The 26725-nt window shown below is 66.9% G+C and carries 27 protein-coding genes; 6 read left to right on the top strand and 21 right to left on the bottom strand.

The features are described from left to right. The 6 genes from ybaL to ACE3TU_RS05620 all read right to left on the bottom strand — a co-directional run. On the bottom strand, positions 1-1711 hold a 1711-nt coding region (gene ybaL / locus ACE3TU_RS05645), incomplete at its 3' end, for a YbaL family putative K(+) efflux transporter (RefSeq protein ID WP_374621348.1). 241 nt (positions 1712-1952) lie between these two features. Further along, positions 1953-2441 (bottom strand): chemotaxis protein CheW, encoded by a 489-nt coding sequence (locus ACE3TU_RS05640; protein WP_374621345.1) that lies wholly within the window; start codon positions 2439-2441, stop codon positions 1953-1955. A 47-nt stretch (positions 2442-2488) separates the two neighbouring features. Next, the gene (locus ACE3TU_RS05635) at positions 2489-4747 is read right to left on the bottom strand and encodes a chemotaxis protein CheA (RefSeq protein WP_374621342.1); all 2259 of its coding nucleotides are present in this window, start codon (positions 4745-4747) and stop codon (positions 2489-2491) included. A 46-nt stretch (positions 4748-4793) separates the two neighbouring features. Continuing rightward, entirely contained in the window at positions 4794-5153 is a 360-nt protein-coding gene (locus tag ACE3TU_RS05630; RefSeq protein WP_374621340.1) for a response regulator, read from the bottom strand. A gap of 7 nt (positions 5154-5160) precedes the next feature. Then, entirely contained in the window at positions 5161-5451 is a 291-nt protein-coding gene (locus ACE3TU_RS05625) for an STAS domain-containing protein (protein WP_374621337.1), read from the bottom strand. A 56-nt stretch (positions 5452-5507) separates the two neighbouring features. Then, positions 5508-6557, bottom strand: a complete 1050-nt coding sequence (locus ACE3TU_RS05620; protein WP_374621334.1) for an enoyl-CoA hydratase/isomerase family protein — start codon at positions 6555-6557, stop codon at positions 5508-5510. A gap of 46 nt (positions 6558-6603) precedes the next feature. Here ACE3TU_RS05620 and ACE3TU_RS05615 point away from each other — a divergent pair, with 46 nt between their 5' ends. Both ACE3TU_RS05615 and ACE3TU_RS05610 read left to right on the top strand, forming a co-directional pair. Continuing rightward, complete coding sequence (locus ACE3TU_RS05615; protein WP_374621332.1) at positions 6604-7968, top strand: NAD(P)H-dependent oxidoreductase; 1365 nt, start codon at positions 6604-6606, stop codon at positions 7966-7968. Between the two features lie 56 nt (positions 7969-8024). Next, positions 8025-8576 carry an NAD-dependent epimerase/dehydratase family protein gene (locus tag ACE3TU_RS05610; protein WP_374621329.1) on the top strand — a complete coding sequence of 184 codons (552 nt, stop codon included), beginning with the start codon at positions 8025-8027 and terminating at the stop codon, positions 8574-8576. Between the two features lie 12 nt (positions 8577-8588). On the opposite strand, the gene ACE3TU_RS05605 is transcribed toward ACE3TU_RS05610, so the two are convergent. The 10 genes from ACE3TU_RS05605 to ACE3TU_RS05560 all read right to left on the bottom strand — a co-directional run bounded on the left by ACE3TU_RS05605 (position 8589) and on the right by ACE3TU_RS05560 (position 19363). Continuing rightward, entirely contained in the window at positions 8589-9569 is a 981-nt protein-coding gene (locus ACE3TU_RS05605) for a hypothetical protein (RefSeq protein ID WP_374621326.1), read from the bottom strand. A 298-nt stretch (positions 9570-9867) separates the two neighbouring features. Beyond that, positions 9868-12024: a sodium-translocating pyrophosphatase gene (locus ACE3TU_RS05600; RefSeq protein ID WP_374621324.1), complete on the bottom strand. Its 2157-nt coding sequence runs from the start codon at positions 12022-12024 to the stop codon at positions 9868-9870. A 150-nt stretch (positions 12025-12174) separates the two neighbouring features. Continuing rightward, positions 12175-12498 carry a DUF167 family protein gene (locus ACE3TU_RS05595; RefSeq protein ID WP_374621321.1) on the bottom strand — a complete coding sequence of 108 codons (324 nt, stop codon included), beginning with the start codon at positions 12496-12498 and terminating at the stop codon, positions 12175-12177. Between the two features lie 3 nt (positions 12499-12501). Beyond that, on the bottom strand, positions 12502-12795 hold the full coding sequence (locus ACE3TU_RS05590) for a YggT family protein (RefSeq protein ID WP_374621318.1): 294 nt from the start codon (positions 12793-12795) through the stop codon (positions 12502-12504). An 81-nt stretch (positions 12796-12876) separates the two neighbouring features. After that, positions 12877-13488: a DedA family protein gene (locus ACE3TU_RS05585; protein WP_374621315.1), complete on the bottom strand. Its 612-nt coding sequence runs from the start codon at positions 13486-13488 to the stop codon at positions 12877-12879. Positions 13489-13629: 141 nt separating this feature from the next. Further along, on the bottom strand, positions 13630-15444 hold the full coding sequence (gene typA / locus ACE3TU_RS05580) for a translational GTPase TypA (protein ID WP_374621313.1): 1815 nt from the start codon (positions 15442-15444) through the stop codon (positions 13630-13632). A 105-nt stretch (positions 15445-15549) separates the two neighbouring features. Continuing rightward, positions 15550-15936 (bottom strand): VOC family protein, encoded by a 387-nt coding sequence (locus ACE3TU_RS05575; RefSeq protein WP_374621310.1) that lies wholly within the window; start codon positions 15934-15936, stop codon positions 15550-15552. Between the two features lie 5 nt (positions 15937-15941). After that, complete coding sequence (locus ACE3TU_RS05570; protein ID WP_374621307.1) at positions 15942-16595, bottom strand: RNA polymerase sigma factor; 654 nt, start codon at positions 16593-16595, stop codon at positions 15942-15944. 8 nt (positions 16596-16603) lie between these two features. After that, complete coding sequence (locus ACE3TU_RS05565) at positions 16604-18733, bottom strand: putative bifunctional diguanylate cyclase/phosphodiesterase (RefSeq protein WP_374621305.1); 2130 nt, start codon at positions 18731-18733, stop codon at positions 16604-16606. 141 nt (positions 18734-18874) lie between these two features. Then, entirely contained in the window at positions 18875-19363 is a 489-nt protein-coding gene (locus ACE3TU_RS05560) for an N-acetyltransferase family protein (protein ID WP_374621302.1), read from the bottom strand. An 82-nt stretch (positions 19364-19445) separates the two neighbouring features. Between ACE3TU_RS05560 and ACE3TU_RS05555 the strand changes: the two genes are divergently transcribed. Together ACE3TU_RS05555 and ACE3TU_RS05550 are read left to right on the top strand one after the other, a co-directional pair. After that, a complete protein-coding gene (locus tag ACE3TU_RS05555) occupies positions 19446-20093 on the top strand; it encodes a LysE family translocator (RefSeq protein ID WP_374621299.1) in 648 nt (215 codons plus the stop codon). A gap of 67 nt (positions 20094-20160) precedes the next feature. After that, on the top strand, positions 20161-21087 hold the full coding sequence (locus tag ACE3TU_RS05550; protein WP_374621296.1) for a 23S rRNA (adenine(2030)-N(6))-methyltransferase RlmJ: 927 nt from the start codon (positions 20161-20163) through the stop codon (positions 21085-21087). Here the strand turns inward: ACE3TU_RS05550 and ACE3TU_RS05545 are convergent. After that, on the bottom strand, positions 21035-21460 hold the full coding sequence (locus ACE3TU_RS05545) for a GNAT family N-acetyltransferase (RefSeq protein ID WP_374621293.1): 426 nt from the start codon (positions 21458-21460) through the stop codon (positions 21035-21037). The two genes, ACE3TU_RS05550 and ACE3TU_RS05545, sit on opposite strands and share 53 nt — an antisense overlap. A 159-nt stretch (positions 21461-21619) precedes the next feature. On the opposite strand from ACE3TU_RS05545, the gene ACE3TU_RS05540 reads away from it, so the two are divergent. Next, positions 21620-22795 carry an MFS transporter gene (locus tag ACE3TU_RS05540; protein WP_374621290.1) on the top strand — a complete coding sequence of 392 codons (1176 nt, stop codon included), beginning with the start codon at positions 21620-21622 and terminating at the stop codon, positions 22793-22795. On the opposite strand, the gene rlmN is transcribed toward ACE3TU_RS05540, so the two are convergent. From rlmN to thpR, 4 genes are all read right to left on the bottom strand, one after another. Beyond that, the gene (gene rlmN, locus ACE3TU_RS05535) at positions 22785-24008 is read right to left on the bottom strand and encodes a 23S rRNA (adenine(2503)-C(2))-methyltransferase RlmN (protein ID WP_374621287.1); all 1224 of its coding nucleotides are present in this window, start codon (positions 24006-24008) and stop codon (positions 22785-22787) included. The genes ACE3TU_RS05540 and rlmN overlap by 11 nt on opposite strands. 97 nt (positions 24009-24105) lie before the next feature. Next, positions 24106-24627, bottom strand: a complete 522-nt coding sequence (locus ACE3TU_RS05530; RefSeq protein WP_374621284.1) for an invasion associated locus B family protein — start codon at positions 24625-24627, stop codon at positions 24106-24108. A gap of 85 nt (positions 24628-24712) precedes the next feature. After that, complete coding sequence (locus tag ACE3TU_RS05525) at positions 24713-25249, bottom strand: invasion associated locus B family protein (protein ID WP_374621281.1); 537 nt, start codon at positions 25247-25249, stop codon at positions 24713-24715. 195 nt (positions 25250-25444) lie between these two features. Beyond that, positions 25445-25984 (bottom strand): RNA 2',3'-cyclic phosphodiesterase, encoded by a 540-nt coding sequence (gene thpR, locus ACE3TU_RS05520; protein WP_374621278.1) that lies wholly within the window; start codon positions 25982-25984, stop codon positions 25445-25447. Positions 25985-26280: 296 nt separating this feature from the next. Between thpR and ACE3TU_RS05515 the strand changes: the two genes are divergently transcribed. Continuing rightward, a partial coding sequence (locus tag ACE3TU_RS05515) for a Bax inhibitor-1/YccA family protein (protein WP_374621275.1) occupies positions 26281-26725 on the top strand: 445 nt, incomplete at its 3' end.

Raw genomic sequence — 26725 nt, 5'->3', positions numbered from 1 at the left:
GCTCGCCGAGGATCACCACGTTGGCGCCCAGGTGCTTGAGGTGATCCTCCTCTTCGTCCGAGTGGGCACGCGCGACGATCAGCGCCTTGGCATTGGCCTTGCGGCACTGATCGGTCGCCTGCCCCGCCTCGAATGCATTCGGGATCGCAATGATGATGGTGGTTGCGGAGGCGACATTGGCCGCCTCCAGCACCCCGGTCCCGGCCGCGTTGCCGACCACCACCTCGATACCGAGCGCGCGGGCGGCGTTGACGCGGTTCTCCGCATCCTCGACGACGAGGAACGGCTTGTGCGTTGCCAGCAGCGCCTCGGCGACTACCGTCCCAACGCGGCCGTAGCCGATGAGCACCGCATGACCTGACTTGGCCGTCGGCACTGCCGAGATATCCTGAACCGCGGCCTGCGACGATCTCGGGGCGACCGCGACCATCTCGGGTTCGGTGCGGATAGCTGCCTGCGCCGCCGGCGCACCGCCGAACCGGGCCTCGAGCTGCGGCCGCACCCGGTCCACCACCATGAAGATGACCGGGTTGAGGATGATCGAAATGATCGCGCCAGCGAGGATCAGGTCCCGGCCCTCGGGTGGCAGCAGGCCCAGGCTCACCCCGAGCGCGGCGAGGATGAACGAGAACTCGCCGATCTGGGCCAGGCTTGCCGAGATGGTCAGAGCGGTGGAGATCGGGTGGCGGAAGGCGATCACGATCAGGTACGAGAAGATCGACTTGCCCAAGACGATGATGAGCACGGTCGCCAGCACCGGCAAGGGATCGCGCAACAGGATCATGGGGTCGAACAGCATGCCCACCGAAACGAAGAACAGCACCGCGAAGGCGTCGCGCAGCGGCAGGCTTTCCTGCGCGGCGCGGTGGCTGAGTTCACTCTCGGACAGGATCATGCCGGCAAAGAAGGCGCCGAGCGCCAGCGAGACGCCGAACAGGTAGGCCGCTCCCGCCGCCACGCCGAGCGCGATGGCCAGCACGGCCAGCCGGAACAGCTCGCGGCTGCCGGTATGGGCGGTGTAGTGCAGCACGAACGGGATCACCCGCCGGCCGACCACCAGCATGAACCCGACGAAGGCCGCGAGCTTGACCACGGTCACGGCCAGGATGCCGTAGAGGTTGAGCTGTCCGGTGAAGCGCTCGACCAGGTCGATGAAGGAATCGTGCCGGCCGGCAGCCTCGATGCCGTTGATCGAGGCAATGGCGGGAATCAGCACCAGGGCCAGGACCATGGCGATGTCCTCGACGATCAGCCAGCCGACGGCGATGCGGCCCTTTTCGCTCTCGACCATGTGGCGGTCCTGCAGCGCCTTGAGCAGGACTACGGTGGAGGCGACCGAGAGCGCCAGGCCGAAGATCAGTCCGCCACCGAGTGGCCAGCCGAGCAGGCTCGCAAGGCCCCAGCCGAGCAGCGTGGCACCGCCGATCTGCACCAGCGCTCCGGGTATGGCGAGCGCCCGGACGCTCAGCAGGTCCTTGAGCGAGAAGTGCAGCCCCACCCCGAACATCAGCAGGATGACGCCGATTTCGCTGAGTTCAGTGGCAAGATCGGTGTCGGCGACAAAGCCCGGGGTGTAGGGCCCGACCATCACACCCGCAACCAGATACCCCACGAGCGGCGGCATCCGGAGCCGGTTCGCGATGGCACCCAGCACGAAGGCCAGCACCAGACCCGCGACGATCGTCGAGATCAGGGGGGTGTGGTGGGGCATGTGCTGAACCTCGAGGGCTGAAGAACCGACCTGTCGCTGATGACCACGCGTGACTACGGCAAAGATGGGTCAAGTGCGGCCGCTGCGCAAGCACAACAGGGCCGAAAACATGGGCGAAATCATGAGCCTAAACGAGGCTCGGCGCAATCGGCCGGGGCCGGCCCGCACTTGCCTGAAAGGCGAAAGCCGCCTTGCATCGCAAAGCGGCTTTCCCTGGCTCGCGCGTTGTGGATCGTGTCGACTAGCCGTCGACCTTTGCGCCGGAAACGACCGCGTGCAGGTCGATCAGTCCGACCATCCGGCTGTCGTGGGTCACGATCCCGTTGAGCAGCTCGGTATCGATGGAGTTGCCTTCCGGCACGTTGTGAATCTCGTCCTTGGAGACGGTGAGGATGTCGCTGACCGCATCCACCAGGATGCCGACCCACTTCTCTCCGACCGACATCACCACCACCACGTGGTTCTTGGTGGGCGAGGTCTGGCCTTCGCCGAAGCGGGCCCGCAGATCGAAGATCGGCACGATGGTGCCCCGCAGGTTGATCACCCCGCGCACGAACTCGCGCGTGTTGGGCAGCGGTGTGGCGCCGTTCCAGGCGCGAATCTCGCGCACGGTGGTGATTTCCACCCCGTAGGTCTGCTCGCCGATCGAGAAGGCGATGAGTTGCAGGCTGTTGGCTGCTGCCGCGGCGCCGCTGCCGGAGATATCGTCCTTGAATGCCAGGGCTTCCATGGTCTTTGCCTTTCTCGCCCGCTGCCGGGCACAATCGTTCCGCGGCCTCAGGCCGCCTTGTTGCGGGGGTTCGACGCGGACTTGAGCCCCTGCACGTCGACGATGAGCGCGACGTTGCCGTCGCCCAGGATGGTTCCGCCGGCGATGCCCTCGATCGACTGGAAGTTCTCCTCCAGCGACTTGATCACCACCTGCTGCTGGCCGATGATGTCATCGACGATCAGCGCCACCTTGACGCCGCCCTCGGCCTCGCACAGCACAACGAACCGGCTGTCCCGATCGACCTCGGTCGTCATGGCGAAGCGTTGCGCCAGATCGACGACCTGCACATACTCGCCCCGCACCTGCAGTACCTGGCCGCCCGTCGGCATGCGCGAGAAGTTGGCGCGCGCGCACTGGATGGTCTCGACGATCGAGGAGAGCGGGATGACATAGGGGCTGCCGGCCACCTTGACCAGCATCACGTCGAGTACGGCGAGCGTCAGCGGCAGGCGCAGCGTCATGCGCGTGCCCTTGCCTGTCCAGCTCTTCACATGCACGGAACCGCCGATCTTCTTGATGTTGGACAGCACCACGTCCATGCCGACGCCGCGGCCCGAAATATCGGACACTTCCGCCGCCGTCGAAAAGCCCGGGGCGAAGATCAGCTGGTCGATCTGCTCATCGTTGAGGGTCTGCTCGGGCCCCACCACGCCGCGGTCGCGGGCCACCTGCAGCACGCGCTCGCGATTGATGCCGCCGCCGTCGTCTTCCACCGCGATGAGGATATTGCCGCCCGCCTGCTCTGCCGACAGCCGGATCACGCCGGCCTCGGACTTGCCGGCGGCGACGCGCTTTTCCGGCTGCTCGATGCCGTGATCGGCCGAGTTGCGGATCATGTGGGTGAGCGGATCGGACAGTTGCTCGATGATCGTCTTGTCGATCTCGGTGTTCTCACCGATGGTCTCGAGGCGGATCTTCTTGCCCGTCTTGGAGGCCAGTTCGCGCACCAGGCGCGGCATGCGGCTGAACACGGTCTTGACCGGCTGGGCGCGGATCGCCATCACCGAGTCCTGCAGCCCGCGGGTGGTCTGGGCGAGGACCTCGAGGCCGCGTACCAGTTCCTGGTACTGCGCGCGCAGCGTCTCGTCCATCTGCTGGGTCAGCATGGACTGGGTGATCACCAGCTCGCCGACCATGTTGACGACGCGATCGATCTTGTCGAGGTCGACGCGGATCGACTGCACGCCGTTGCGCCGGTCGTCGGCGCCGGCCCGGCCGGATCCCTCGCCGTCGTGGTCCTCGGGCGCGGTCGGCGTCTTCAGCGGTTGCGGCAGCCTGGGCGGCGCCGCCTTGAGCGCCGGCTTCAGCGTCTCGGCGAGATCGGCGAAGCTGAGGACATTGGCATCTTCCTCGGGCGAATCCTCGGCATCCGGCGCGGCACTCGAAGGTGCGGCAAGCACGATCGGGTCGGATGGCGTCCCGAACGCCGCCGGAGCCAGCCCGATGGCGGCGGCCGGTCCGATCGTCAGGTCACAATTGCCGTCGACGAACTCGAACACCTCCGCGATCGCCGCCTCGGTGACAGTCGCGGAGGTCAGCGTGATTTCCCACACGCAGTAGACCCCGAACGGCTCGAAGTCGGCGAGGGCAGGAATCTCGTCGAGGATGGCGCGGACCTCGACATGGCCGAGGGTGGCGAGCTCGCGAAACAGCAGCAGTGGGTCGTTGGCGCGGGCATAGAGCTCGCTGTGCGGGGCAAATCGGATCAGCCATCGGCCCGGCTCGGCCGCCATCGGCGGCGCCTCGAAGCTGTCGGCAAGCGAATCGGCATCGATGGCTGCCGGTGCCGTTTCGTCGTCGGCGCCCCGCAGGTGAACCATCACCGGCACGAAGTCGATGTCGAACTCCTCGATCGGTTCGCCGGCGAGGTCGGGGTCGTTGCCCGAGGTCAGGGCATCGAACTGCGCCTTCTCGTCCGCACCGAAGCCGGGCTCGAGCGCGATGCCTTCCTTGGCCGCGTTGACGAAGTCGGCGGCGATGTCATTGGCGCGGATGCACAGTGCAATCACGTGCTCGCCCAGCTCGACCCGGCCGTCGCGAACGTGGTCGAGCAGGGTCTCGTAGGCATGGGCGAAGCCCACCAGATCCGAGAAGCCGAAGGCACCGCCGCCACCCTTGATCGAGTGAATGGCGCGGAACACAGCGTTCAGCCGATCGCTTGAGTGATCCCCCGCCTCGATGGCGGCGAACTGCTCCTCCAGCTCGTTGAGCAGTTCGGAGCACTCGTCGAAGTAGGTGGCCTTGAAGTCGTCGAGATCACTCATGGCTATGCCGGAAGAACCCTTCTGGGTTTCGGACGGGGGCGGTGCGTCAGTGCACGACCCGATGGATGACCGAGATCAGCTTGTCCGGGTCGAACGGCTTGACGATCCAGCCCGTCCCCCCCGCGGCGCGGCCCTGGTCGCGCTTGTCCTGGCTCGTCTCGGTGGTCAGGATCAGGATCGGCAGGCTGTTGTACAGGCCGGAGGCCCGCACGTGCTTGATGAACTCGATACCGTCCATCACCGGCATGTTGATGTCGGTGATCACCACATCGACACTCTCGTTCTTGAGCACGTCGAGGCCCTTCTGGCCGTCCTCGGCCTGCAGCACCTCGAAGCCCGCGTTGGACAGGGTATGGTGCAGCATCGCGAGGATGGTGCGGGAGTCATCGACCGTCAGAACACGCATTGATTGATCATCCTTCCGTGATCGCGGCAAACGGCTCGCCAAGGCCGAGCCGCGCGACGGCGGCACGGAACGGCTCGCTGGCGTTCGTCACCGCGAAGCTGAAATTGTTGCGCCGGGCTGTTTCTGCAGCGCTCAGCAGCATGAACAGTGCATTGGTGGCAACCCGCTCGACCTTGCCGCCATTGACCTTGACCGGACCGGAATCGACCGCATCGATCAGCTCGTCCCGGATCGGATCGAGTGCGTCGAGGTCGACGATTGCCGGCAAGGCGATGGTTTTGCTGCGTGCCTGGGCCATGAACTGGCGCTGCCCCCAACGGACTGGTCCCGGCGGGCAGTCTCCGATGGAACAGTTTAAGAAGTGCTAAGTCCCGGCCGATCCGGCTGGGAAAGCGCAGCAATTGCAGAAGCAAAGCCGGACCGCTCGACCGCGGCGATACTCTGCGGCGACCAGTGGGGTGACTGATCCCTGTCGACCAGCACGGCGCGTACGCCCTCGGCAAAATCGGGGGCCCGCGCGATGAGCCGGGCGAGCGCATAGTCCATGGCCAGTATCCTCTCGATGTCCGGCGCCGGCCGTGCCGCCAGGTGCGAGAGGTGGATGGCGACGAGGCTGGTCGGAGAGCGTCGTGCCGTCACCGCCGTCATCGGTGCCGCAGCGAGGGCCGAGACTGCCGCCTCGAGGTCGGTCCAGTCGAGGTGTGCGAAGTGGTCCGTCGCGGCGCAGAACGCCGCTTCGCCGCCCGGCCGACGCTCCGCCTCGCACAGGCGGGCGAGTGCGCCCTCCGCGTCATCGCCCAACCCGGCCTCGATGATGGCGGAACGGACGCCGGCCAGTCGGTCGGCGTCGATGACGCAGTCGGCCAAGCCCAGGGCGATCGCGTCGGCGGCGCCCACCGCCACACCCGAAAGGGCAAAGGCGAGGGCCCGATGCAGCGGTAAGCGGGCCAGCAAAGCGTTGACGCCGACATCGCAAAAGAACCCGATGGCGGATTCGGGCATGGCGAAACGCGCCGACGGCAAGGTGAACCGGTAGCGGCAGTGGCCGGCAATGCCGATGCCGCCGCCCATCACCACGCCATGGGTCAGCGCCACTGTCGGCTTGGGATAGCGCGCGATCAGCCCGTTCATGGCGTACTCGGCGGCGAAATAGCTGTCCGCCTCGGTGGCCCGTCCGGCCAGAACCAGTTCGCGGACCGCCCGTACGTCCCCGCCCGAGCAGAATCCGCGCGGTCCACGTCCCTCGAACAGCACCAGACGCACCGCCGGGTCGTCGCGGCACTGCCGCAGGGTGCTGGCAACGGCATCGATCATTTCCCGGTTCAGCGCATTGATCGCTTCGGGCCGGTCGAGCGTAATCACTACGCATCCGCCGATGCGGTCAACTTCCACGCGTGGCGTCATCGGTTCCTGTTCCAATGGTTCGTGCCCAGTGATAGAGCAGCCGCCCATGAAGGCCAACATCCCGCCCCTCCCGCTCACCAACGTGCACCTCACCGGCCTCGCCCGCGATCTCAAGGCGCGCGCCGATTCCGGCAAGCCGATCCGCATCGGGGTGATCGGGTCGGGCGAGATGGGCACCGACCTCGTCACCCAGGGCGCGCTGATGCGCGGGATCGAGATCGCCGCCATCGCCACCCGCCGCCCGCACACGGCGCGCGAGGCGACGGTGATTGCCTATGGCGACGATTCCCATGCCGTCGAGGCCGAAAGCCAGTCGAAGGTCTCTGCCGCCATCGAGGCCGGCAAGCTCGCCATCACCGCGGTCGACACGATGGTGACCAACCCGTTGATCGACGTGGTGATCGACGCCACCGGAAAGCCCGGCGTCGCTGCCGACTACGACCTGATGGCCATGGAGCATGGCAAGCACCTGGTCATGATGAATGTCGAGGCCGATGTCACCATCGGGCCCTACCTCAAGCACGAGGCCGACCGGCTCGGCGTGGTCTATTCGGTCGGTGCCGGCGACGAGCCCTCGAGCTGCATGGAACTGATCGAGTTCGCTACCGCGCTCGGCTACCGCATCGTCTCGGCCGGCAAGGGCAAGAACAATCCGCTGAACCACGACGCCGTGCCCGACGACTACCGCGAGGAAGCGGTCCGGCGGAACATGAACCCACGCATGCTGGTCGAGTTCGTCGACGGTTCCAAGACCATGGTCGAGATGGCCTGCATCGCCAACGCTACCGGGCTCGTTCCCGACGTCCCGGGCATGCACGGCCCGAGGGCCGACCGCGACGACATGGTCAAGGTGCTGATCCCGAAGACGGATGGCGGCATTCTGGACAACAAGGGCGTCGTCGACTTCACGGTCGGCAAGGGGGTGGCGCCGGGGGTCTTCGTCATCATCGAGGCCGAGCATCCGCGCATCATCGAGCGCATGGACGACCTGCATGTCGGCCGTGGTCCCTACTATGCGCTGTTCCGGCCGTACCATCTCACCTCGCTCGAGGTGCCGCTGACCGCCGCCCGCATCATGCTCTACGGCAGGCCCGACATGGTGCCGCTGCCGCAGCCGGTCGCCGAGGTCTGCGCGGTCGCCAAACGCGACCTCGCGGTCGGGGAGAGCCTCGATGCGATCGGCGAGACGTGCTATCGCAGCTTCGTGCTGAGGATCGGCGAGGCCCGGGCGCAGGGCGCAGTGCCGGTCGGGCTGCTCGAGGGCGGCAGGGTGATTGCGCCGGTGCGGAAGGGCGAACTGCTCACCCGTAACAATTCCGCACCCGACCCCACGACGCGGCTGTTCGCCCTGCGCCAGCGGCAGGACCAGATGCTCGGCCTTGCCCAGGGAGATCGTCCATCAGGCCCTTGACCGCCGCATCGGCTTCGCCGACGGATAGGCCGCGGGTCAGTCAGGGGAGCTGCGACATGACCATCATCATCATCGGCGCCATGGGCAATATCGGCCGGCGCCTCATGGCGGCCTTTCCGGGCAGCATCGGAATCGACCGGGTGCCGGGTGCCGACATCGTCTCGGGTCTTTCCGACCTCGACTACGATGCGCCGGAGGTGAAGGCCGCGTTCGAGACGGCCGACGGCGTCGTCCATGTCGCGACCTCGCCCAATGTCGGCGCGCCCGATGCCGAGCACTGGGACGCCGTGATCGGTACGGCGCGGCTGCTGGCCGCCTGCGACCGATTCGGCATTCGTCGCGTCGTCATCCCGTCGTCCGACTGGGCCGACCCCAAGACCCGCTGGGCCATCCACAATCCCAATGCCTACGGGCATTCGAAGCGCGTCTTCGAGGAAATGGCGCACATGTACAATGTCGGCCATCCCGACCGGCATTGCGTGGCGCTGCGGATCGGCTGGGTGGCGCTCAGCCCGGCGGAAGCCGCCGCCGCGGCGCCCTGGCTGCAGGCGAACTACTGGGACAATGATCGGCTGATCGCCCAGATGCAGGCGGCGCTGGGCGACTGACGCCCGCGGTCGTCAGGGGGGCAGCGGCACGTTGTTGGGGAAACAGTCGCCGATGAAGCAGTAGTCGAGGGAGTTGCCCTGCGCGATGGCGCCGGTAATCTGCGGCACATCCCAGGTCACACCCTCGCGGTCGCGTGTCTTCAGCGTCTCGGCACCCATGTCGAGCTTGACTCCGACCATCACCCGCTGCGCCAGCGATGAGCGGGCCACGCCCGAGACCTCCTGGCTGTTGAGGCTTGCCTCATAGGCGGCAAAATAGCTGAAGTCGCTGTCGTCCGGGCGATAGTCCGCCTGCAGGCGGATCATGGTGAGCGTCACAGGCACATCGGCTCCGATGTAGTCCGGAACGCCGTAGCTGTAGTATCCCACCGTGCCCTGTCCGTAAGTGGCCTCCGCCTGCAGCCTCAGGTTGTCGGTGAGGAAGTAGCGCAGCACACCGCGCACGAAGCCGAATGTGCCGTAGTCGCGATAGGAGTCGCCACCGTCGGGCTCGCCCGGCTCGGTCAACGCCACCCCCGCCTGCACGTAGAGTGTCAGGTCGTCGAGATAGGCCTGCGCCTCGGCGCCGAGCAAGGCGTAGGCGAGCGTGTCTTCCACGTTGCCATCGACGGCGTCGCTCACCTGCTGGACGGCGCCGAAGAGGGCGGCCGCAAACTGCTCGGGGTCGCGATAGGCGACATGTGCGGCGCCGGCGAGGGCCGTTCGGTAGGTCCCCGCGCCGGGCCAGTATTCGAGAGGCCCGGCGATTTCGGCGTTGAGATCGAACTGCACGGCCCAGTTGCCGTCAATCCAGCCGTTGAAGAACCCGTCGGCGCCGACCAGGTAACCAACCGCATCCAGAGCGTCGGTGCCGGGATTGTCGAGGTCATCCGAGATGACACCAAGGTATCCGTCGATCACGGCCGTGGCGCGATGCGAATCGGAAACCTGACCGGCGAGGACGGGCGTCGCCACAGCGATCGCGGCAATGGCAGCAGTAAGACGGAAGCGCACCGAAGACATACCCCTTAACCCGTAGTTAACTAGCCACAAGCTCGGCGTTTGGGCAAGTTCCGAATCGGCACTTTCCTGCCGGCCGAGGCGGGCAAGATGGCCGGTTCTGGGGCCGGGAGCCCGGCCAAGTCGGCGGGGCAGGGCAATCGGACCGGGGCGCGGATTGCGGCGCCGGTTCTTGCTGTCCGGGCAGCCCGACCCGAGGCCCGCTGTGCCACCAATGACAAAGGCCCGGGATTGCTCCCGGGCCTTGCTTCGTTGCCGCCCTCGGGGGGCGGAAGACCGGTGTTGGACGCGCTTACGCCCCGCCGCCGGCCATATGCGCCAGCACCGCGAGCAGCAGCAGCGCCACGATGTTGGTGATCTTGATCATCGGATTGACCGCCGGGCCGGCGGTGTCCTTGTAGGGGTCGCCGACGGTGTCGCCGGTGACGGAGGCCTTGTGCGCGTCCGAGCCCTTGAGGTGCTTGACGCCGTGGCTGTCGACAAAACCGTCCTCGAAGCTCTTCTTGGCGTTGTCCCAGGCGCCGCCGCCGGCCGTCATCGAGATGGCGACGAACAGGCCAGTGACGATGACGCCCATCAGCATGGCGCCGAGCGCCGAGAAGGCAGCGGCGGCGCCGGCGATCCACAGGATGGCGATGAACACCACGATGGGGGAAAGCACCGGCAGCAGCGAGGGGACGATCATCTCGCGGATGGCGGCCTTGGTCAGCATGTCCACGGCGCGGGCATAGTCAGGCTTGGACGTTCCGGCCATGATGCCCGGGTTCTCGCGGAACTGGCGGCGCACCTCCGCCACCACGTCCTGCGCGGCGCGACCCACGGCGGTCATCGACATGCCGCCGAACAGGAACGGCAGCAGGCCGCCGAACAGCAGACCGACCACCACATAGGGATCGGCGAGCGAAAAGCTGAGCGAACCGAGGCCGAAGAAGATCGAGCCTTCCGGCGCATTGGCCGAAAAGAAGATCAGGTCCTGCGTGTAGGCGGCGAACAGCACCAGGGCACCGAGGCCGGCCGAACCGATGGCGTAGCCCTTGGTCACGGCCTTGGTGGTGTTGCCGACCGCATCGAGCGCGTCGGTATTGTGGCGCACTTCCTTGGGCAGGCCGGCCATCTCCGCGATGCCGCCGGCATTGTCGGTCACCGGACCGAAGGCGTCGAGCGCGACGATCATGCCGGCGAGCGCCAGCATGGTGGCGACGGCGAAGGCGATGCCGAACAGGCCCGCGAGATTGTAGGTGACGATGATGCCGACGATGATCACGAGGGCCGGCAGCGCCGTCGACTCCAGCGAGACCGCGAGGCCCTGGATGACATTGGTGCCGTGACCGGTCACCGAGGCTTCGGCGATCGAGTTGACCGGGCGCTTGCCCGTGCCGGTGTAGTATTCGGTGATGACGATGATCAGCCCGGTGATGATCAGGCCGGCGACGCCGCACCAGAACAGCGACCACGGGGTGAACGCCTTGGCCTCGGTGCCGAGGGCGGCGTTGAGGTCGCCGAAGGTGAGCCAGAGCACCGGCAGCAGCACGACCAGCGACAGCACGCCGGTGGCGACGAGGCCCTTGTAGAGGGCGCCCATGATGTTGTTGTCGGAGCCGAGCTTGACGAAGTAGGTGCCGATGATCGAGGTCACCACGCAGGCGCCGCCGATGGCGAGCGGCAGGACCATGCCGGCCAGCTTGAAGGCGTCGGGCAGGACGATCGCGGCGAGCACCATGGTGGCGACGATGGTCACCACATAGGTCTCAAACAAGTCGGCCGCCATGCCGGCGCAGTCGCCGACATTGTCGCCCACATTGTCGGCGATGGTGGCCGGGTTGCGCGGATCATCCTCGGGTATGCCCGCCTCGACCTTGCCGACCATGTCGCCGCCGACGTCGGCACCCTTGGTGAAGATGCCGCCGCCCAGGCGCGCGAAGATCGAGATCAGCGAGGCGCCGAAGCCGGTGGCGACGAGCGCGTCGATCACCGTGCGGCTGGTGGGCGCGAAGCCGGCGAACTGGGTCAGGACGATGAAGTAGAGCGCGACGCCGAGGAGACCGAGGCCGGCGACGAGCAGGCCCGTCACCGCGCCGGACTTGAAGGCGAGGTCGAGGCCGCCCGCCAGCGACTTGGTCGCTGCCTGGGCGACGCGGACGTTGGCGCGCACCGACAGGTTCATGCCGATGAAGCCGGCCGCACCGGAGAGCACGGCGCCGATGACGAAGCCGACGGTGGCCCAGATGCCGAGCAGGAAGAAGGCGGCGATGGCGATCACCACGCCGACGATGCCAATCGTGGTGTACTGGCGACGGAGATAGGCGGAGGCGCCCTCGCGCACGGCGGCGGAGATCTCCTGCATACGGGCCGAACCCGCATCGGCGGCCATCAGGCCCTGCGTCGTGATGACGCCGTAAACGATCGAGAGTGCCCCGCACACCACGATCGCCCAAAGCAAAAGAGTCATAGAATTGTTCCTCGATGTGGATCCCCGAGGCAGGCTCCGTATCCTGGGCACGCGCGACCCGCGCTGCGCCCGTCCTCCGCCCCCGAAGATGGTGATAGGCTTGTGCCAAATCGGGGCGGGCAGTGCAACGGATTTGCGACGCTGCGTACGCTATCCCGCTGGCTCGGGGCCGCCGCTGCACAGACGCTCCAGCGCTGACTCGGCGGGTCCGGCGATCCGCACAGTCTTCAGTCGCGCCGTCTCGCCGGCGATGACGGCGAGAGACGACCGCGGCATCCTGAGGTACTGGGCCAGCACGGCGATGACGGCGGCATTTGCCCGCCCCTTGTCCGGTACCGCCCGCACGCGGACCCGCAGCACCTCGCTGCCGTCGTCGCGCTGCTCCACCCCGTCGACCCGGTCGATACCGGCGTTGGGCGTGACGCGCAGGCTCAGCAGTAATGCGCCGTCCCTGTCGCGACGCCAGGCGGACACCGGCTAGAGGAAGCGGCCCACGGCGGCCGAGGCAATGAGGTTCTGCAGAAAGAAGATGATGACGAAAACGATCAGCGGCGACAGGTCGAGCCCGCCGACATTGGGCACGATACGGCGGATCGGCTTGAGGATCGGTTCGGTGATCTGGTTGAGGACGCGCCAGACGGTTGCCACGAACTGGTTGCGGGTATTGATCACGTTGAAGCTGATGAGCCAGCTCATGACGATCATGATCAGGAAGATCCACCATACGATGCCGAGGATGAAGCTCAGCGTCTGCAGAATGGCAAAAGTCATCGAGGGGCCCTCAGGTTCGCCAAACTATTTAGGAGGGGCCGGGCGCTGCGGCAAGCGCTTGGCGCATTTATCCTTTGCGGCCTATCGCCCGGCCCGACGGCTTGGGCGCCAGGTGGCTAGGCGGTAGACGTAGAGCGCCCCGACCGCCAGCAGCACGACGAGGGTCAGCGGATCGAGCCAGGACTCGACCAGTTCGTAGTGCTCCGCGAGGATGAAGCCGGCTCCGGCGAGCAGCGTATTCCAGAGCAGGATGCCGGCCAGGGAGGCGCCGAAGAACAGCGCCACCGGCATCCTGGCGAGGCCGGCCGGCACGGAGATTAGCGTGCGGATGATCGGGAACAGCCGGCCGAACAGCACGATCCAGGGCCCGAAGCGATGGAAGATGCCGGTCGCGAGGTCGATCTCCTCGGCATTGAGGGTGAACCAGCGCCCATAGCGGTCGGCCAGCGCGCGGACCCTCCCCAGCCCGAACAGCCGGCCTGCCAGATACCACGGCACCATGCCCGCGACCGAGCCGGCCGAAGCGGCAAGGACCACGCCGGCGAAGTCCAGATCTCCCCGCGCGGCAGAGAAGCCGGCAAACGGGATGATCAGCTCCGACGGGATCGGCGGGAACACCGCCTCGAGCAGCATCAGCAGGAAGATCCCGACATAGCCCGAGCCGGTGATGGTCTCGATGATCCACTTGGCCATGCCCGCTCCTTGCACCATGTCATTCTGGCGACCGCCGGAATCCGCCCCGCGATGTCACCATGTGCGCGGCGCGGGGCTGGACCTCGGGATGGACCCCCGGCCATTGCCAGGGTGACACCATGACTGCGGCCTGTCCGGGGCTCAGCCGGCTTTCTGGGCCCGTATCATCTTCTTGCGCTCGTTGGGATCGAGCGCGATCTTCCTGAGGCGGATCGATTTCGGTGTCACCTCGACGTACTCGTCGTCGGCGATGTAGCCCAGCGACTGCTCGAGCGTCAGCTTCTTGGGGGGCGTCAGCCGAACCGCCTCGTCCTTGGAGGTGGTGCGGATATTGGTCAGCTGCTTGCCCTTGAGCGGGTTGACCTCGAGGTCGTTCTCGCGCGTGTGCTCGCCGATGATCATGCCCTCGTACACGTCCATCCCGGGATCGATCATCATCGGCCCGCGCTCTTCGAGGTTCCACAGCGCGTAGGCGACGGCGACGCCGGTGCCGTTCGAGATCAGTACGCCGGTGCGGCGACCCGGCAGGGCGCCCTTGTAGGGCTGGTAGTCGTGGAACAGCCGGTTGAAGATCGCCGTGCCGCGGGTATCGGAAAGCAGCTCTGGCTGGTAGCCGATCAGCGAGCGGGTCGGCACGTAGAAGCGCAGCCGCGTGCGGCCGACGCCGGACGGTCGCATGTCGACCAGGTCGCCCTTGCGCTCGGTGAGCTTCTGTACGACGACGCCCGTATGCTCGTCGTCGACGTCGATGATCACTTCCTCGATCGGCTCGAGCCGCTGCCCGTTCTCTTCGCGCAGCACCACGCGCGGGCGACCGATGGTGAGCTCGAAGCCCTCGCGGCGCATGTTCTCGATCAGCACGGCGAGCTGCAGTTCGCCGCGGCCGGCGACCTCGAAGGAATCGCTGTCGGTGCCCTCGGTGACGCGGATGGCGACATTGCCCTCGGCCTCGCGCAGCAGCCGCTCGCGGATGACGCGCGACTGCACCTTGTCGCCTTCGCGACCGGCGAGCGGTCCGTCATTGATGCGGAAGGTAACCGAGAGCGTCGGCGGATCGATCGGCTTGGACGGCAGCGGCACGGTGACAGCCGGATTGACCAGAGTGTCGGCGACGGTCGACGTCTCGAGCCCGGCAATGGCGACGATGTCGCCCGCCTCCGCCAACTCGATCGGGGTGCGCTCGAGGCCGCGGAAGGCCAGCACCTTGCTGACGCGACCCTTCTCGACGACCTTGCCGTCGCGGCCGAGCGAGGTGACCGGGTCGCCGGCCTTGACCGTGCCCGAAGTGATGCGCCCGGTGAGGATACGGCCGAGGAACGGATTGCGCTCGATGGTGGTGACGAGCATGCGGAACGGCCCCTCCTCCACCTGCGGCTCGGGCACGTAGGCGACGACCTTGTCGAGCAGCGGAGCGAGGCTGTCCTTGGGACCCTCGGGCTTCTCGCTCATCCAGCCGTGCTTGGCGGCGCCGTACAGCACCGGGAAGTCGAGCTGTTCGGGGGTGGCGTCGAGTGCGATGAAGAGGTCGAAGATCTCCTCGAGCACCTCGAGGTGGCGCTCGTCGGGGCGGTCGATCTTGTTGATCGCGACGATGGGCCTGAGCCCCTGCGCCAGGGCCTTGCCGAGCACGAACTTGGTCTGCGGCATCGGGCCCTCGGCGGCATCGACGAGGATCACCACGCCGTCCACCATCGAGAGGATGCGCTCCACCTCGCCGCCGAAATCGGCATGGCCGGGGGTGTCGACGATGTTGATGCGCGTGTCCTTCCAGACCAGCGAGGTCACCTTGGCGAGGATGGTGATGCCGCGCTCGCGCTCAAGATCGTTGGAGTCCATGGCGCGCTCTTCGACGCGCTGGTTCTCCCGGAAGGCGCCGGACTGCTTGAGCAGCACGTCGATCATGGTGGTCTTGCCGTGGTCGACGTGGGCAATGATCGCGATGTTGCGCAAACGCATGTGGGGCAGCCGATCAGAATAGGGGGAAGCGTAGCGCGCCCCATTATCGGAGCGGCATGGCAATCACAAGACAATTCGCCGAATGGCTGGATTGCGCGGTCCTGACTAGGCTTTGCGCGTGCGTGGCAACTCCCCCGACTGCCACAGGCCCAGCGCGAAGCCGTCGGGGTCGAGGAAATCGGCGCTCCAGCCGCCCGGTGCTTCGCTCACCGGGGTGACGATAGTGACGCCCTTGTCGGCCAGTGCCGAGACGATGTCGTCGATGCCACCGTCATCGACGGTGAAGACGATCGCCGGGCTGTCGCCGCGCCGCGCCGGCATCTGGAAGAAAATAAGGTCCAGTCCACCGGCGAGCGTGCCCTGCAGCCAGAACGGCTCGGCTCCCTCCTGCCGTGCCAAATCGAGGCTGAGCGTCTGGTTGTAGAACGCTTCGGTGCGCACGATGTCGCTGACGTAGAAGACCACACTGGCGGTTTTCGGCTTGAAGTCCATCGGAGTCATCCTTTCGCTCGTGCCTTGCGGGCCGATTGGCCGGCATGCACAGGAGATTGCCGCGCCTCGCCGTTCCGTGAGCGGGTGATCACGAAGATGTGGCCATCCGGGTCGTGGCTGCCCAGGGCGCCGCCTTGCTCGAGGAGCAGCGGCAGCAGGGCGGCGCGGAGCCGACCGTAGGCCAGATCGAGGTTCAGCCCGGCAGGCTCGCCGGGCATCGTCAGGCCGGCCCGGGAGAGACCGCGCTTGAGCTGGACGAGGCGCTGACGCAACGCGGCGTCCGACAGGCCCAGCAGGTAGGCGATCTCCCGCCGGCTGTGCCCGGTCAGGACCAGTGCCGCCACCGCCTTGAGCGGCGGACGCAAGCCGCGCAGCAGATCGGTCACCGGGGCCGGACTGACGGCGGCAGCGTCTGCGGTCTCTGCGGTCTCGGCCCACTCCCGCTCCCGCCGCTTCCGGCGGGACTGCCCGCGCCATGCCATGCGGCCCAGATTGCGGATCGTGCCGTACAGCCAGGCGCGGTTGGCCCGCACGCTCAGATCGTCGCGGCCGGCGGCGAGGGCGGCGATCAGCGCATCGTGCAGCAGGTCCTCGGCATCGCCGCTTCGGCTCGCTGCCCGCGCCAGCCCCACCAGTTCGTCATAGGTCGAGCGTCGCACCGCCGCCGCTAGCCCGCACGGCGGTGCAGCGCTGGCTCGCGATACTGCGCATTGAGCAGTTCGGCGACCCCGGAAGCCGGGATGGGCGGCGAGAACAGGAAGCCCTGCACCTCGTTGCAGCCCTGCTCGCGCACAGCGGCGAGCTGTTCCTCTGTCTCGATGCCCTCGGCGGTCGTCGACATGCCCAGCGAGTGGCCGAGCCCGATGACGGCCTTGATGATCGCCATGCTGTCGCCCTTCGCCTTGAGGTCGCGCATGAAGGAGCGGTCGATCTTGATCTTGTCGAAGGGGAAGCTGCGCAGGTAGCTCAGCGAGGAATAGCCGGTGCCGAAATCATCCATCGAGATGCGCACGCCCAGCGCGCGCAGTCGGTGCAGCGTGCGCAGCGTCGGCTCGTTGTCGGCGAGCAGCAGCGACTCGGTGATCTCGAGCTCGAGCCGGGTGGGCGTCAGCCCGGTGTCGCGCAGTGCTGCCTCGACCGTTTCGTAGAGCCGCTTGTTCTTGAACTGCACCGGAGACAGGTTCACTGCCACCCGCACGTCGTCGGGCCATTGCGCCGCGGTGCGGCACGCCTCGCGCAGCACCCACTCGCCGATCGAGACGATCAGCCCCGTCTCCTCGGCAACCGGGATGAACTCGGTGGGCGAGACGACGCCCCCCCGCCCCGAGGGTTCCCAGCGCAGCAGGGCCTCGAGGCAGGTGACGCGGTTCTCCTTGAGCCCGATCAGCGGCTGGTACACCAGCCGCAACTCCTGCCGCGCCAGTGCCAGCCGCAGTCCGGCCTCGATGGTCCGGCGCTTCTGGATCGCCGCGTCCATTCCCGGCTCGAAGAAGTGAAAGGTCGAGCGCCCCTCGTTCTTGGCCTTGTAGAGCGCCAGGTCGGCGTTCTTCATCAACGCGTCGGTGGTGGTGCCGTCCTGCGGCGACATAGCGATGCCGACACTAGCCCCGATTGCCACCTGGTGGCCGTCGATGGCAAACGGCGCCCCGATCGACTTGACGATGCGCTCGGCGATCGCGGCGGCGGCGGCGGGACTGTCGACGCCGCGCAGCAGCAGGGCGAACTCGTCGCCGCCGAGCCGTGCCAGCACGTCGTTCTCGCGTGTCGTGCCCCACAGCCGCGCCGAGGCCTGCTGCAGCACGCGGTCGCCGAGCGCGTGCCCGAGCGTGTCGTTGACCGCCTTGAAGTGGTCAAGATCGATGCACAGCACCGCGACGTGTTCGCCGCGCTCGAGCCCGGGCTCGGCGGCCACCATCTCCTCGAGGAACAGCAGCCGGTTGGGCAGCTGCGTCAGCGCATCGTGCCGTGCAAGGTGCCGGATCCGGTCCTCCTGCTGCCGCTGCTCGGTGATGTCCTCGTGCGTGGTCACCCAGCCGCCATCCTTCATGGGATGGTGCTGCATCATGATGATCCTGCCATCCAGCTCGTGGATGTTCTTGCCGTACTCGCCGCGCGCGATGACCTCGCGCCGCCACCGGATATACTCCTCGCTATTGCCGCTTGCCCGCATGCCGTGCTCGAACAGATAGGCGAGGATGTCGTCGAGCAGGGTGCCCGGCCGCAGCAGCTGTTCGGGCAGCTTGTAGATGCGCTGGTAGGGCTGGTTGCAGATCACCAGCCGGCCCTTGGGGTCGTACATGCACAGGCCCTGGCTGATGTTGTTGACCGCCGCATCGAGCCGGATGTTCTGCCTTTCGAGTTCGCGCTTGCGCTTCTGGATGATTTCCGACGAGGCGATCTCCTCGGTGACGTCCTCGTGCGTCACCACCCAGCCCAGTCCCGGTGAATAGACGTGTGCCGTCTCGAGCGTGCGTCCGCCTTGCACCAGTTCGCGGACCTTGGCGCGCGCGCCGCCGCGATTGTTCAGCAGCTCCTGCCGATAGGCGAAGAGGAAGTCTTCCGGCGACTGGTCCGGATGGTTGCCGAGCTCGGCCGAGAGCCGGACTACCGCCTCGAGCGTCATGCCCTTGCGGACGCGCTTGCTCGGAAACCCGTAGATGTCGAGATAGTGGCGGTTCCACATCACGAGGCGGAACTCGGGCGACCAGACGCAGAAGCCGTAGGGGATACTCTCGAGCGCAGCATCGAGCAGCAGGGCGTTGGCGCGACCTACCGATGCCTTGTCCGGCGACTTCACTCAATTGCCCTCAAGTACGCCCAAAACACCGCCCGGAGCATGACTGGGGCAGGGTTAAGGGCAGCTTAAGCGGGGCGACGCATGGTCGGGAGGCCCCGGCCACGCGTTGTGATCGCGTTGTCGAGGCTGCGCGGCTTGCGGCTATGCCCGCTTCAGCATCACGTAGTCGGTGAAATCGTAGGGCCCCATGCGGACGGGGACGCGCCTTTCGATCTCGAAGCCCTGCGAGCGGTAGAAGGCGATGGCTGGTGCATTGCCATCGTTGACGTAGAGCGCCACCGGCAGCTCGGGACCCAATTGGACGCGGGCGGCGGCGATCAGCGCCTTGCCGAGCCCCAGCCCGCGGGCCTCGGCGAGCAGGTAGAGCTTCTTGATCCACACCCGGCCCTCGGCGCAATAGGCCGAGGCGAAGCCGACATCGGCACCGTCGCGGCGCGCCAGCCAGTAGTGGTGGTCGCGCACGGCAATGTCGGCGGCCAGCGTTTCGAGGGCGTAGATTTCGGCCAGCATGCCGGGGATGCGCTCGGCGGGCAGAATGCCGGCAAAGGCCTCCGGCCAGATGCGGTAGGCGAGATCGGCGACGCGGGGAAGGTCCCCGGCGCCGATCGGGATGATGTCGGGACTGCCCATGGCCGTGTTGTGGCGCAGCCGGATGGGGCTGGCAAGCCGCCCCGCGCCGTGCCAAGAGGAGCGATCCTTCCCGGTGGACCCGATGCCCGACTTCGTTCCCGATCTGCCCGTGATGCTCGCCTTCGCCGTCGCGACATTCGTCCTGATGATCACGCCCGGCCCCGACATGGCGCTGCAGATGAGCCGCGCCATCAACTACGGGCGGGGGCATGGACTGGCTGCCATGTTCGGGGCGATGACCGGCATTCTCGTGCACACCACGCTGGTTGCGTTCGGCATCTCGGTGCTGATCGTCGCTGCGCCGCCGCTCTTTCTCGCCCTCAAGATCGCCGGCGCGGTCTACCTGCTCTGGCTGGCCTGGCAGGCGATCGCGCATGGCGGCGGGCTGCGACTGGCGGAAGCCGCGAAAAAGACCCCCACACTGTGGCAGAGCTTTGCGACCGGCCTCGGCATCAACCTGCTCAACCCCAAGGTGGTGCTGTTCTTCGTTACGTTCTTGCCGCAGTTCGTCGAGGCGAACGACCCGGCAGCTGCCGGCAAGCTGCTGTTCCTCGGTGTGCAGTTCGTCGTCCTGTCGATCCCCATGGGCGTGCTGATCGTCTTCGCGGCGGAAGGGCTCGCGGCGGCGTTCAGGCGCAGCAGGTGGATCGAGAAGGCGATCAACTGGAGCTTCGCGGCGATCTTCACGGCCTTCGCCGCGACCATCCTGACGGCGCAGGCGCGGCATTGACATCCCGGGACCCAGCCATTCTCGCGGGGATGACGACGAACCCGACAGTGCTCGGCCGGGTGGTTCGATGAACTACAGCCACGCCTTCCATGCCGGCAATTTCGCCGATGTGATGAAGCACATCGTCGTCACCCGGCTGTGCGAATACCTCAAGAAAAAGGACGCGGCGTTCCGGGTGATCGATACGCATGCCGGGATCGGCCGCTACGATCTCACCGGCGAGATCGCCAGGCGTTCGCCGGAGTGGGTGGACGGCATCGGCCGGCTGCTCAAGGCCGAGCTGCCCGCCAAGGCGCGGCCGCTGGTCGAGCCCTATCTCGAAGTGATCCGCGGCCTCAATCCGGGTGACCGGCTCGAGACCTATCCCGGCTCGCCACTCCTGGTGCGGACGCTGTTCCGGCCACAGGACCGGCTCTCGGCGCTCGAACTGCATCCAGAATATGCCGAGCGGCTGGGCAGGCTCTTTGCCGGTGACGTGCAGGTGCGGGTGATCCATCTCGACGGCTGGCTGGCCCTCAACGCCCATGTACCGCCCAAGGAGAAGCGCGGGTTGGTGCTGGTCGACCCGCCCTTCGAGGAAAAAGGCGAGTTCGAGCGACTGGTCGACGGGCTGCAGAAGGCGCACCGGAAGTTCCCGGGCGGGCTCTATGCGCTCTGGTACCCGCTCAAGGACACCCGCGCGGTGCACGACTTCGTCTCTGCGCTCGAGGCGACCGGCATTCCGCGCCTGCTGCGGGCCGAGATCAGCATCCGCCCGGCGTCGAATCCGCCACGCCTGCACGGCTCGGGACTGATCCTCGTCAACCCGCCGTTCACGCTCGAGGGCGAACTGCGCGTGCTGCTGCCGGCGCTGGCCCAGGTGCTGGGCGATCCGGGCCAGGGCCGGCACAGGCTCGAGTGGATCAGGGGCGAGGCGCCTGCCGCTGCCCCCGACCCTGGAGCTACTCGAGCGCGAACAGGTAGTACTGGATCGCCTCGTCCTCGGAGGGCCTGAACTTGCGGTAGAGGCCATTGGCCTCGACATTGTCGAGTTCAGTGCCGAGCCAGGCCTCGGTACAGCCCAGTTCGCGCCCCCAGTCGAACATGGCCTGCAGCATCGCCGTGGCGATGCCGCGGCGGAGGTGGGTGCTGGCGGTGCCGACCTCGTCGACATAGAGCTCGGTCGGTTTGTCGGGATGGAAATGCAGCACTGCCGCACACTGGCCGACGACGAGGTCGCCGTCGCAAGCGAGGATCAGCAGGTGGCCGGGCCGGCGCAGGTAGGCCTCGAGCCGCCCGGGGTGGATGGGCTCATCGAAGACGTCGGGAGCGATCTCGGAGAATTCGAGTTCGTCGCCCGGCTGCATGCGTCTCAGTTCAATGGCCATCTTTCGCTCCCCGATTGAGGGCGTCACCGGCCCCCGGGCTGGATCGGACGTCTCGGGATGGCACCGCGCCGGTGTTGCCGCGTTAAGCGGCGAAGGTTAGGTGTAGCACCCCGCCGTTTCGCCCTTCAACCCACGCCGGCCGGCGCAGAGGAACACCTCGTGTCGTTCAGGTCCAGCCTTGCGCTGTTCAAGGTGCCGTCGTTCACGCCTGCCTTGCTTGCCATCCTGCTGGCGACGCTCGCCGAGGCGGTGGCCGGCAGCTACATGGCGCTGCTGGCGGTGGAGAGGATCGGCATGTCGCCGCTGGAGCTGAGCGCCTTCCTGACGCTGTCGGCGATTTCCGGCATCGCCGTCACCACTGTGTTCGGCCACCTGCACGACAAAAAGCCGGTCCTCTGGCCGCTGCTGGTGGCGATGGGTGCCAAGATCCTCGGACTGGCGCTTTGCGCCGCCCTGACTCAGGGCTGGCTGCTGATCGCCGTGGGCGTGTGGCTGTTCGGCCCGAGCTCCGCTTCTTTCGCGCTGATGTTCGCAATGGCCAAGGGCTATCTCGACCGCGTCGGAGGCGAGACTGTATCGCGCGGCATGGCCGCCCTCAGGATGACGTCCTCGCTGAGCTGGGCCATCGGCCCGGCGATCGGCGCGGGCCTGGTGGCGGGCTGGAGCTTTGCGGGTGTCTATGTGGGAGCAGCAGTACTTGCGGTGCTGGCGCTTGCCGTGGTGCTGGTGAGCCGCGTCAAGGTCGTGCCCGCCGATCCTTCCGAGCGCCAGATGATCACCATCGACGTGGTGCGCGCCGCCGCCCCCGCAGTGATCGCCATGACCACCTTCCACACCGTGATGTTCATGGGATCGAACGCCATGTCGATCACCGTGGTGCGCGAACTGGGCAGCGAGACCGACGTGGGGCTGCTGTTCAGCCTTTGTGCCGCGCTCGAAGTGCTGGTGATGGGGCTGTTCGTCGTCCGGCCGATGCAACGGGTCAGCGTGCCGCTGCTTGCCTTCGGCTTCCTGCTGTTCGCCGGATATTTCCTTATGGCGCTGGTGTGGCCGACGCTGCTGTCGCTCTACCTGGGGCAGATCCTGCGGGCCGCCGCCATCGGCATCATAAGCGTCGTCGGCATGGCCTATGTGCAGGACCTGCTGCCCGGTCGCGCCGGGGTCGCCTCGGCACTGTTCGGAAACACGATGAGCGCTGGTGCCCTGCTCTCCGGCCTCGGCACCGGGCTCTGGGCCGAGGCCTACGGCTACTGGTCGATCTTCGGGCTGTCGGCGCTGCTCAGTGTCGCCGGCGCTGCGGTGGTGATGCTCGGCAGGCGGCGGCTCAGGCCGTAAGTGCGTCGCGCTCCTTCTTGCTCAGCCGCTCGCTGGCGCTCTTCAACTGTCCGCAGGCGGCGAAGATGTCGCGGCCGCGCGGGGTGCGGACCGGGCTCGCGTAGCCGGCGGCGTTGACGATGTCGGCGAACCGCTCGATCCGCGAGGAGGTCGAGCATTCGTAGTTGCTGCCCGGCCAGGGATTGAACGGGATCAGGTTGATCTTGGCCGGGACGCCGGCGAGCAGCCGCACCAGTTCGCGCGCATCGGCGTCGGAATCATTGATGTCGCGCAGCATTACGTATTCGAAGGTGATGCGGCGGGCATTGGAGAGGCCGGGATAGTCGCGGCATGCCTGGATCAGTTCCTTGAGCGGCCATTTCTTGTTGATCGGCACGAGGAGGTCGCGCAGCTCGTCGCGCACCGCGTGCAGCGAGATGGCGAGCATGACGCCGATCTCGCGCCCGGTCGGCTCGATGAACGGCACGACGCCCGAGGTCGACAGCGTGATCCGGCGCTTGGACAGCGAGATGCCCGCTTCGTCCGAGGCGATCAGCAGCGCCTCCTTGACATTGTCGTAGTTGTAGAGCGGCTCGCCCATGCCCATCATCACCACATTGGTGACGGCGCGGCTGTCGCCCTCGGAGCCGCCCGAACCGCGCGGCGCCGGAACCAGCCCGTCGGTCGGGCGAACGCCGCCGGGAAAGTCGCCCAGCCGCTCGCGCGCCATCAGCACCTGACCGAGGATTTCGCCGGCAGTCAGGTTGCGCACCAGCTTCTGCGTGCCGGTATGGCAGAACGAACAGGTCAGCGTGCAGCCGACCTGGCTCGAGACGCAGAGCGTGCCGCGGTCCTCCTCGGGAATGTAAACGGTCTCGACCTCGACCGGCGGCAGCGCCGGGTTCTTCGGGTCGCGGAAGCGGAACAGCCACTTGCGGGTACCATCGACGGACACCTGCTCGGTGACGATTTCGGGCCGATCGAGCAGGAACGTGTCCGCCAGCTTCTGCCGGAAGCCTCTCTGGATATTGGTCATCCGCTCGAAGTCGGTGACGCCGTTGTGATAGATCCAGTTCCACAGCTGCGAGGCCCGCATCTTGGCCTCGCGCTCGTCGAGCCCGATGCCCATCAGGGTGGTGCGCAGCTCGGGCCGGGACAGCCCAACCAGCGAGGCGCGGCCGGGTCGGGTGCGGTCGGCATGGGTGTGGTGATCGAGGTCGAGGGCAATGGCCATGGTGCGGGCGGCTTTCTCAGCGGGCGCGTCTGGGCGCGGCTGATAACATAGGACATCGGGCAGCGCAAAACAGCCCGCCGCAGGGCAGGCCTGCGGCTCAGCCGGTGCAGTCGCCCTCAATGGCGCGCGAGGCGGCGGTGGCGCCCGAGAGCGAGAACGTCTCGGTGATGCGGATGCCGCGGTCGCTGGTGCCTTCGACCACGACGGTCGAGCCGGCCCGCAGCGCCCCGGCAAGATTGTCGTTCTGGCCGGGGTCGCGCAGCCAGGCGGCGTCGTTCTCGGTGAAGAGCTCGAAGCTTTGGCCGCTCACCGTCACCGTCGCCGGCGTGTCCGGCGCAAAGGTGTAGCCGGCAACGAGGTTCATCTCGTTGCGCACACCCTCTGCAGGGCGGTGCGTCAGGTAGAGATAGGCCTCGGTGTAGCCGTCCGGGGTGGGGGATACATCGCTGGGTTTGGTCAGGGCAAAGCACACCGGCCCGGTCGACTCGGTGGCCGAATAGGCCGACCAGGCGCGGTACTCCCCGAGCAGCTTGACCGATTGCGCCGCAGCGGGTCCGCCGGCCAAGGCCAGAAAGGCCAGGACCAGCAGGAGCAGCGATCGAACGGGCAGAGCAGTCATGAGGCCTCGATGGTCATCGGCTTGGTAGCAGGGTCCGCCCGCGCCGTCCAATCGAGATCGCCATCCGTCTGGGGGCATGCACAGATCAGGCGCAGGCCTTGCCGATCTCGCCCAAAGCGGCGGTCACGCCCGACAGGTTGTAGGTGTCGCTCATATTGTTACCCTTCTGCGACGTGCCCTTGACCACCAGCTTGGTGCCCGCCTTGAGCGCCTCGACGAAGCCCGGCTCATCGGCCTCGACGGCCAGCCAGGCCGCCTCGCCCTCGGTCACCATCGGATAGCTCTTGCCATCGATGGTCGCCGAGACATTGGCGTTGGTGGGGTGGAAGGGGTAGCCGACGAGGGTCTGTACCTCGTTCTTGGTGCCCAGGCCCTTGCGGTTGATCACAAGGAAGTGGATCGGGCTCCGCTTCACCGGGGCGCCCTTGACCTCCTTGGGGCTCCAGTCCTCCGGCTCGGCCGAGATGTAGCACATCGTGCCGTTGGCATCCGAGCCGACCCAGGCCGTCCACGACTTGAACGTGCCCAGCTGCTTGATCTGCTGGCCAAGGGCCGGCGCCGCCGCCGCGACGCCGAGAACGGCACACAGTGCCACAGCCAGTCCCAAACGAGTCGCCGTCATCGCCCGAACGTCCTTGTCCGAAGTTTGCGCAATCGACACCTCATCCTGCCACCGCATGGTTACCAAGGTCTCAAGCCGGGAGCGCATTTGAATTAAGTCGAGACCATAGCGGCAATCGTGACGGCATTTTGGCGTCGGGAATCCCGAGAGTTTCTGTTTGGCCCGGCTTGGTGAAGGAAGCGTTAAGGCGGCAGATCAGGCGGCCAACGCATAGGCGTGTTCCACGAGATAGGGCCCGCCACCCACCGAATCCTTGCTCGAGAACAGCACGAAGCGGCGGACCGGGAACTCGAGCGGCATGAAGCGGCCGGACTGGGCGATGAAGCCTGCCACTTCCGGGGCCGACGCACCGCGCAGGCGGGCCAGCGCCACATGCGGCACGAATTTCCGGCCGTCGGGCGGCAGCCCGGCGCGCTGCAGCACCCGTTCCTGTGCGGCCTGCAGCCGCAGCAGGGTCTGGTTGTTCTCCACCCCGACGAACAGGGCCCGCGGCTTGTCTCCGCCGAACGAGCCCAGATGGCTCAACCGGATCGAGAACGCCTCGCTGTCGGCCAGCCGGTCCAGCATGTCCATGACGTCGGCAGCGGTCGCGTGATCGACATCGCCGATAAAGCGCAGGGTGATGTGATAGTTCTCGGTGTCGATCCAGCGTGCGCCGGTCAGCCCGCCGCGCTTCAGTGACAGGGCCAGCCCGACGTCGCGGGGCACCTCTATTCCGGTAAAGAGCCTGGGCAACCGACCCTCCCTTTGCCGCGCAGGCGGGACGCGTGATTCGCGACGCCCGACCACCGAACCGTACCGGGGCGGGCCGACGCGGGCAAGGATAGGCGACGGCAACGGGCCCGCCGATGCGGGTCACGAAGCGGTCAACGTCCCGAACGCAGCACCTAAGGCCTTGTGCCGTAGCGACATTGCGCGCCGCACTGGCGGCACCGACGCTCTTGTAATCACCCGGGGGAGCCGCCATATTTCCTCCCCGAGGCTACCGCAGCGACATGCGTGCGTGCCTGCTGCCAGGAAAGGGAACTGTAATGGCTGAATTCGACAGACCGACTATCGCCGCTGCGCGGGCCGGAACCGCCGCAGCCATCGACGAGGGCCTGAGGAGCTATATGCTCAAGGTCTACAACTACATGGGAATTGGCCTGGTGGTGACCGGGCTGGTCGCCTATTTCAGCGCCCAGGGCGCCGTGGCCGACGGGCAGCTGACTGCCTGGGGGGCGCTGATCTACCAGAGCCCGCTGATGTGGGTGATCGCGCTGTCGCCGCTGGCCTTCGTGCTGGTGCTGAGCTTCGGCATCAACAAGCTCTCTGTGGGCGCCGCGCAGGCGGTGTTCTGGGTGTTCGCTGCCGTCATGGGCCTGAGCCTCAGCTCGATCTTCATGGTCTATACCGACGCTTCGATCGCCAAGGTGTTCTTCATCACCGCCGCGACCTTCGGGTCGATGAGCCTTTACGGCTACACGACCAAGCGCG

It is taken from the genome of Devosia sp. (assembly GCF_041917035.1).
Classification (GTDB): Bacteria; Pseudomonadota; Alphaproteobacteria; order Rhizobiales; family Devosiaceae; genus Devosia_A.
Note: the sequence above shows the minus strand (reverse complement) of the source record. Positions and strands in the feature narration are given on the sequence as shown.

Excerpts from the sequence above, each read along its gene's own strand:
- ACE3TU_RS05640 (WP_374621345.1), bottom strand. The coding sequence starts at position 2,441 with ATGGAAGCCCTGGCATTCAAGGACGATATCTCCGGCAGCGGCGCCGCG.
- ACE3TU_RS05635 (WP_374621342.1), bottom strand. The coding sequence starts at position 4,747 with ATGAGTGATCTCGACGACTTCAAGGCCACCTACTTCGACGAGTGCTCC.
- ACE3TU_RS05630 (WP_374621340.1), bottom strand. The coding sequence starts at position 5,153 with ATGCGTGTTCTGACGGTCGATGACTCCCGCACCATCCTCGCGATGCTG.
- ACE3TU_RS05625 (WP_374621337.1), bottom strand. The coding sequence starts at position 5,451 with ATGGCCCAGGCACGCAGCAAAACCATCGCCTTGCCGGCAATCGTCGAC.
- ACE3TU_RS05620 (WP_374621334.1), bottom strand. The coding sequence starts at position 6,557 with ATGACGCCACGCGTGGAAGTTGACCGCATCGGCGGATGCGTAGTGATT.
- ACE3TU_RS05615 (WP_374621332.1), top strand. The coding sequence starts at position 6,604 with ATGAAGGCCAACATCCCGCCCCTCCCGCTCACCAACGTGCACCTCACC.
- ACE3TU_RS05610 (WP_374621329.1), top strand. The coding sequence starts at position 8,025 with ATGACCATCATCATCATCGGCGCCATGGGCAATATCGGCCGGCGCCTC.
- ACE3TU_RS05600 (WP_374621324.1), bottom strand. The coding sequence starts at position 12,024 with ATGACTCTTTTGCTTTGGGCGATCGTGGTGTGCGGGGCACTCTCGATC.
- ACE3TU_RS05590 (WP_374621318.1), bottom strand. The coding sequence starts at position 12,795 with ATGACTTTTGCCATTCTGCAGACGCTGAGCTTCATCCTCGGCATCGTA.
- ACE3TU_RS05585 (WP_374621315.1), bottom strand. The coding sequence starts at position 13,488 with ATGGCCAAGTGGATCATCGAGACCATCACCGGCTCGGGCTATGTCGGG.
- typA (WP_374621313.1), bottom strand. The coding sequence starts at position 15,444 with ATGCGTTTGCGCAACATCGCGATCATTGCCCACGTCGACCACGGCAAG.
- ACE3TU_RS05575 (WP_374621310.1), bottom strand. The coding sequence starts at position 15,936 with ATGGACTTCAAGCCGAAAACCGCCAGTGTGGTCTTCTACGTCAGCGAC.
- ACE3TU_RS05560 (WP_374621302.1), bottom strand. The coding sequence starts at position 19,363 with ATGGGCAGTCCCGACATCATCCCGATCGGCGCCGGGGACCTTCCCCGC.
- ACE3TU_RS05555 (WP_374621299.1), top strand. The coding sequence starts at position 19,446 with ATGCCCGACTTCGTTCCCGATCTGCCCGTGATGCTCGCCTTCGCCGTC.
- ACE3TU_RS05550 (WP_374621296.1), top strand. The coding sequence starts at position 20,161 with ATGAACTACAGCCACGCCTTCCATGCCGGCAATTTCGCCGATGTGATG.
- ACE3TU_RS05545 (WP_374621293.1), bottom strand. The coding sequence starts at position 21,460 with ATGGCCATTGAACTGAGACGCATGCAGCCGGGCGACGAACTCGAATTC.
- rlmN (WP_374621287.1), bottom strand. The coding sequence starts at position 24,008 with ATGGCCATTGCCCTCGACCTCGATCACCACACCCATGCCGACCGCACC.
- ACE3TU_RS05530 (WP_374621284.1), bottom strand. The coding sequence starts at position 24,627 with ATGACTGCTCTGCCCGTTCGATCGCTGCTCCTGCTGGTCCTGGCCTTT.
- ACE3TU_RS05525 (WP_374621281.1), bottom strand. The coding sequence starts at position 25,249 with ATGACGGCGACTCGTTTGGGACTGGCTGTGGCACTGTGTGCCGTTCTC.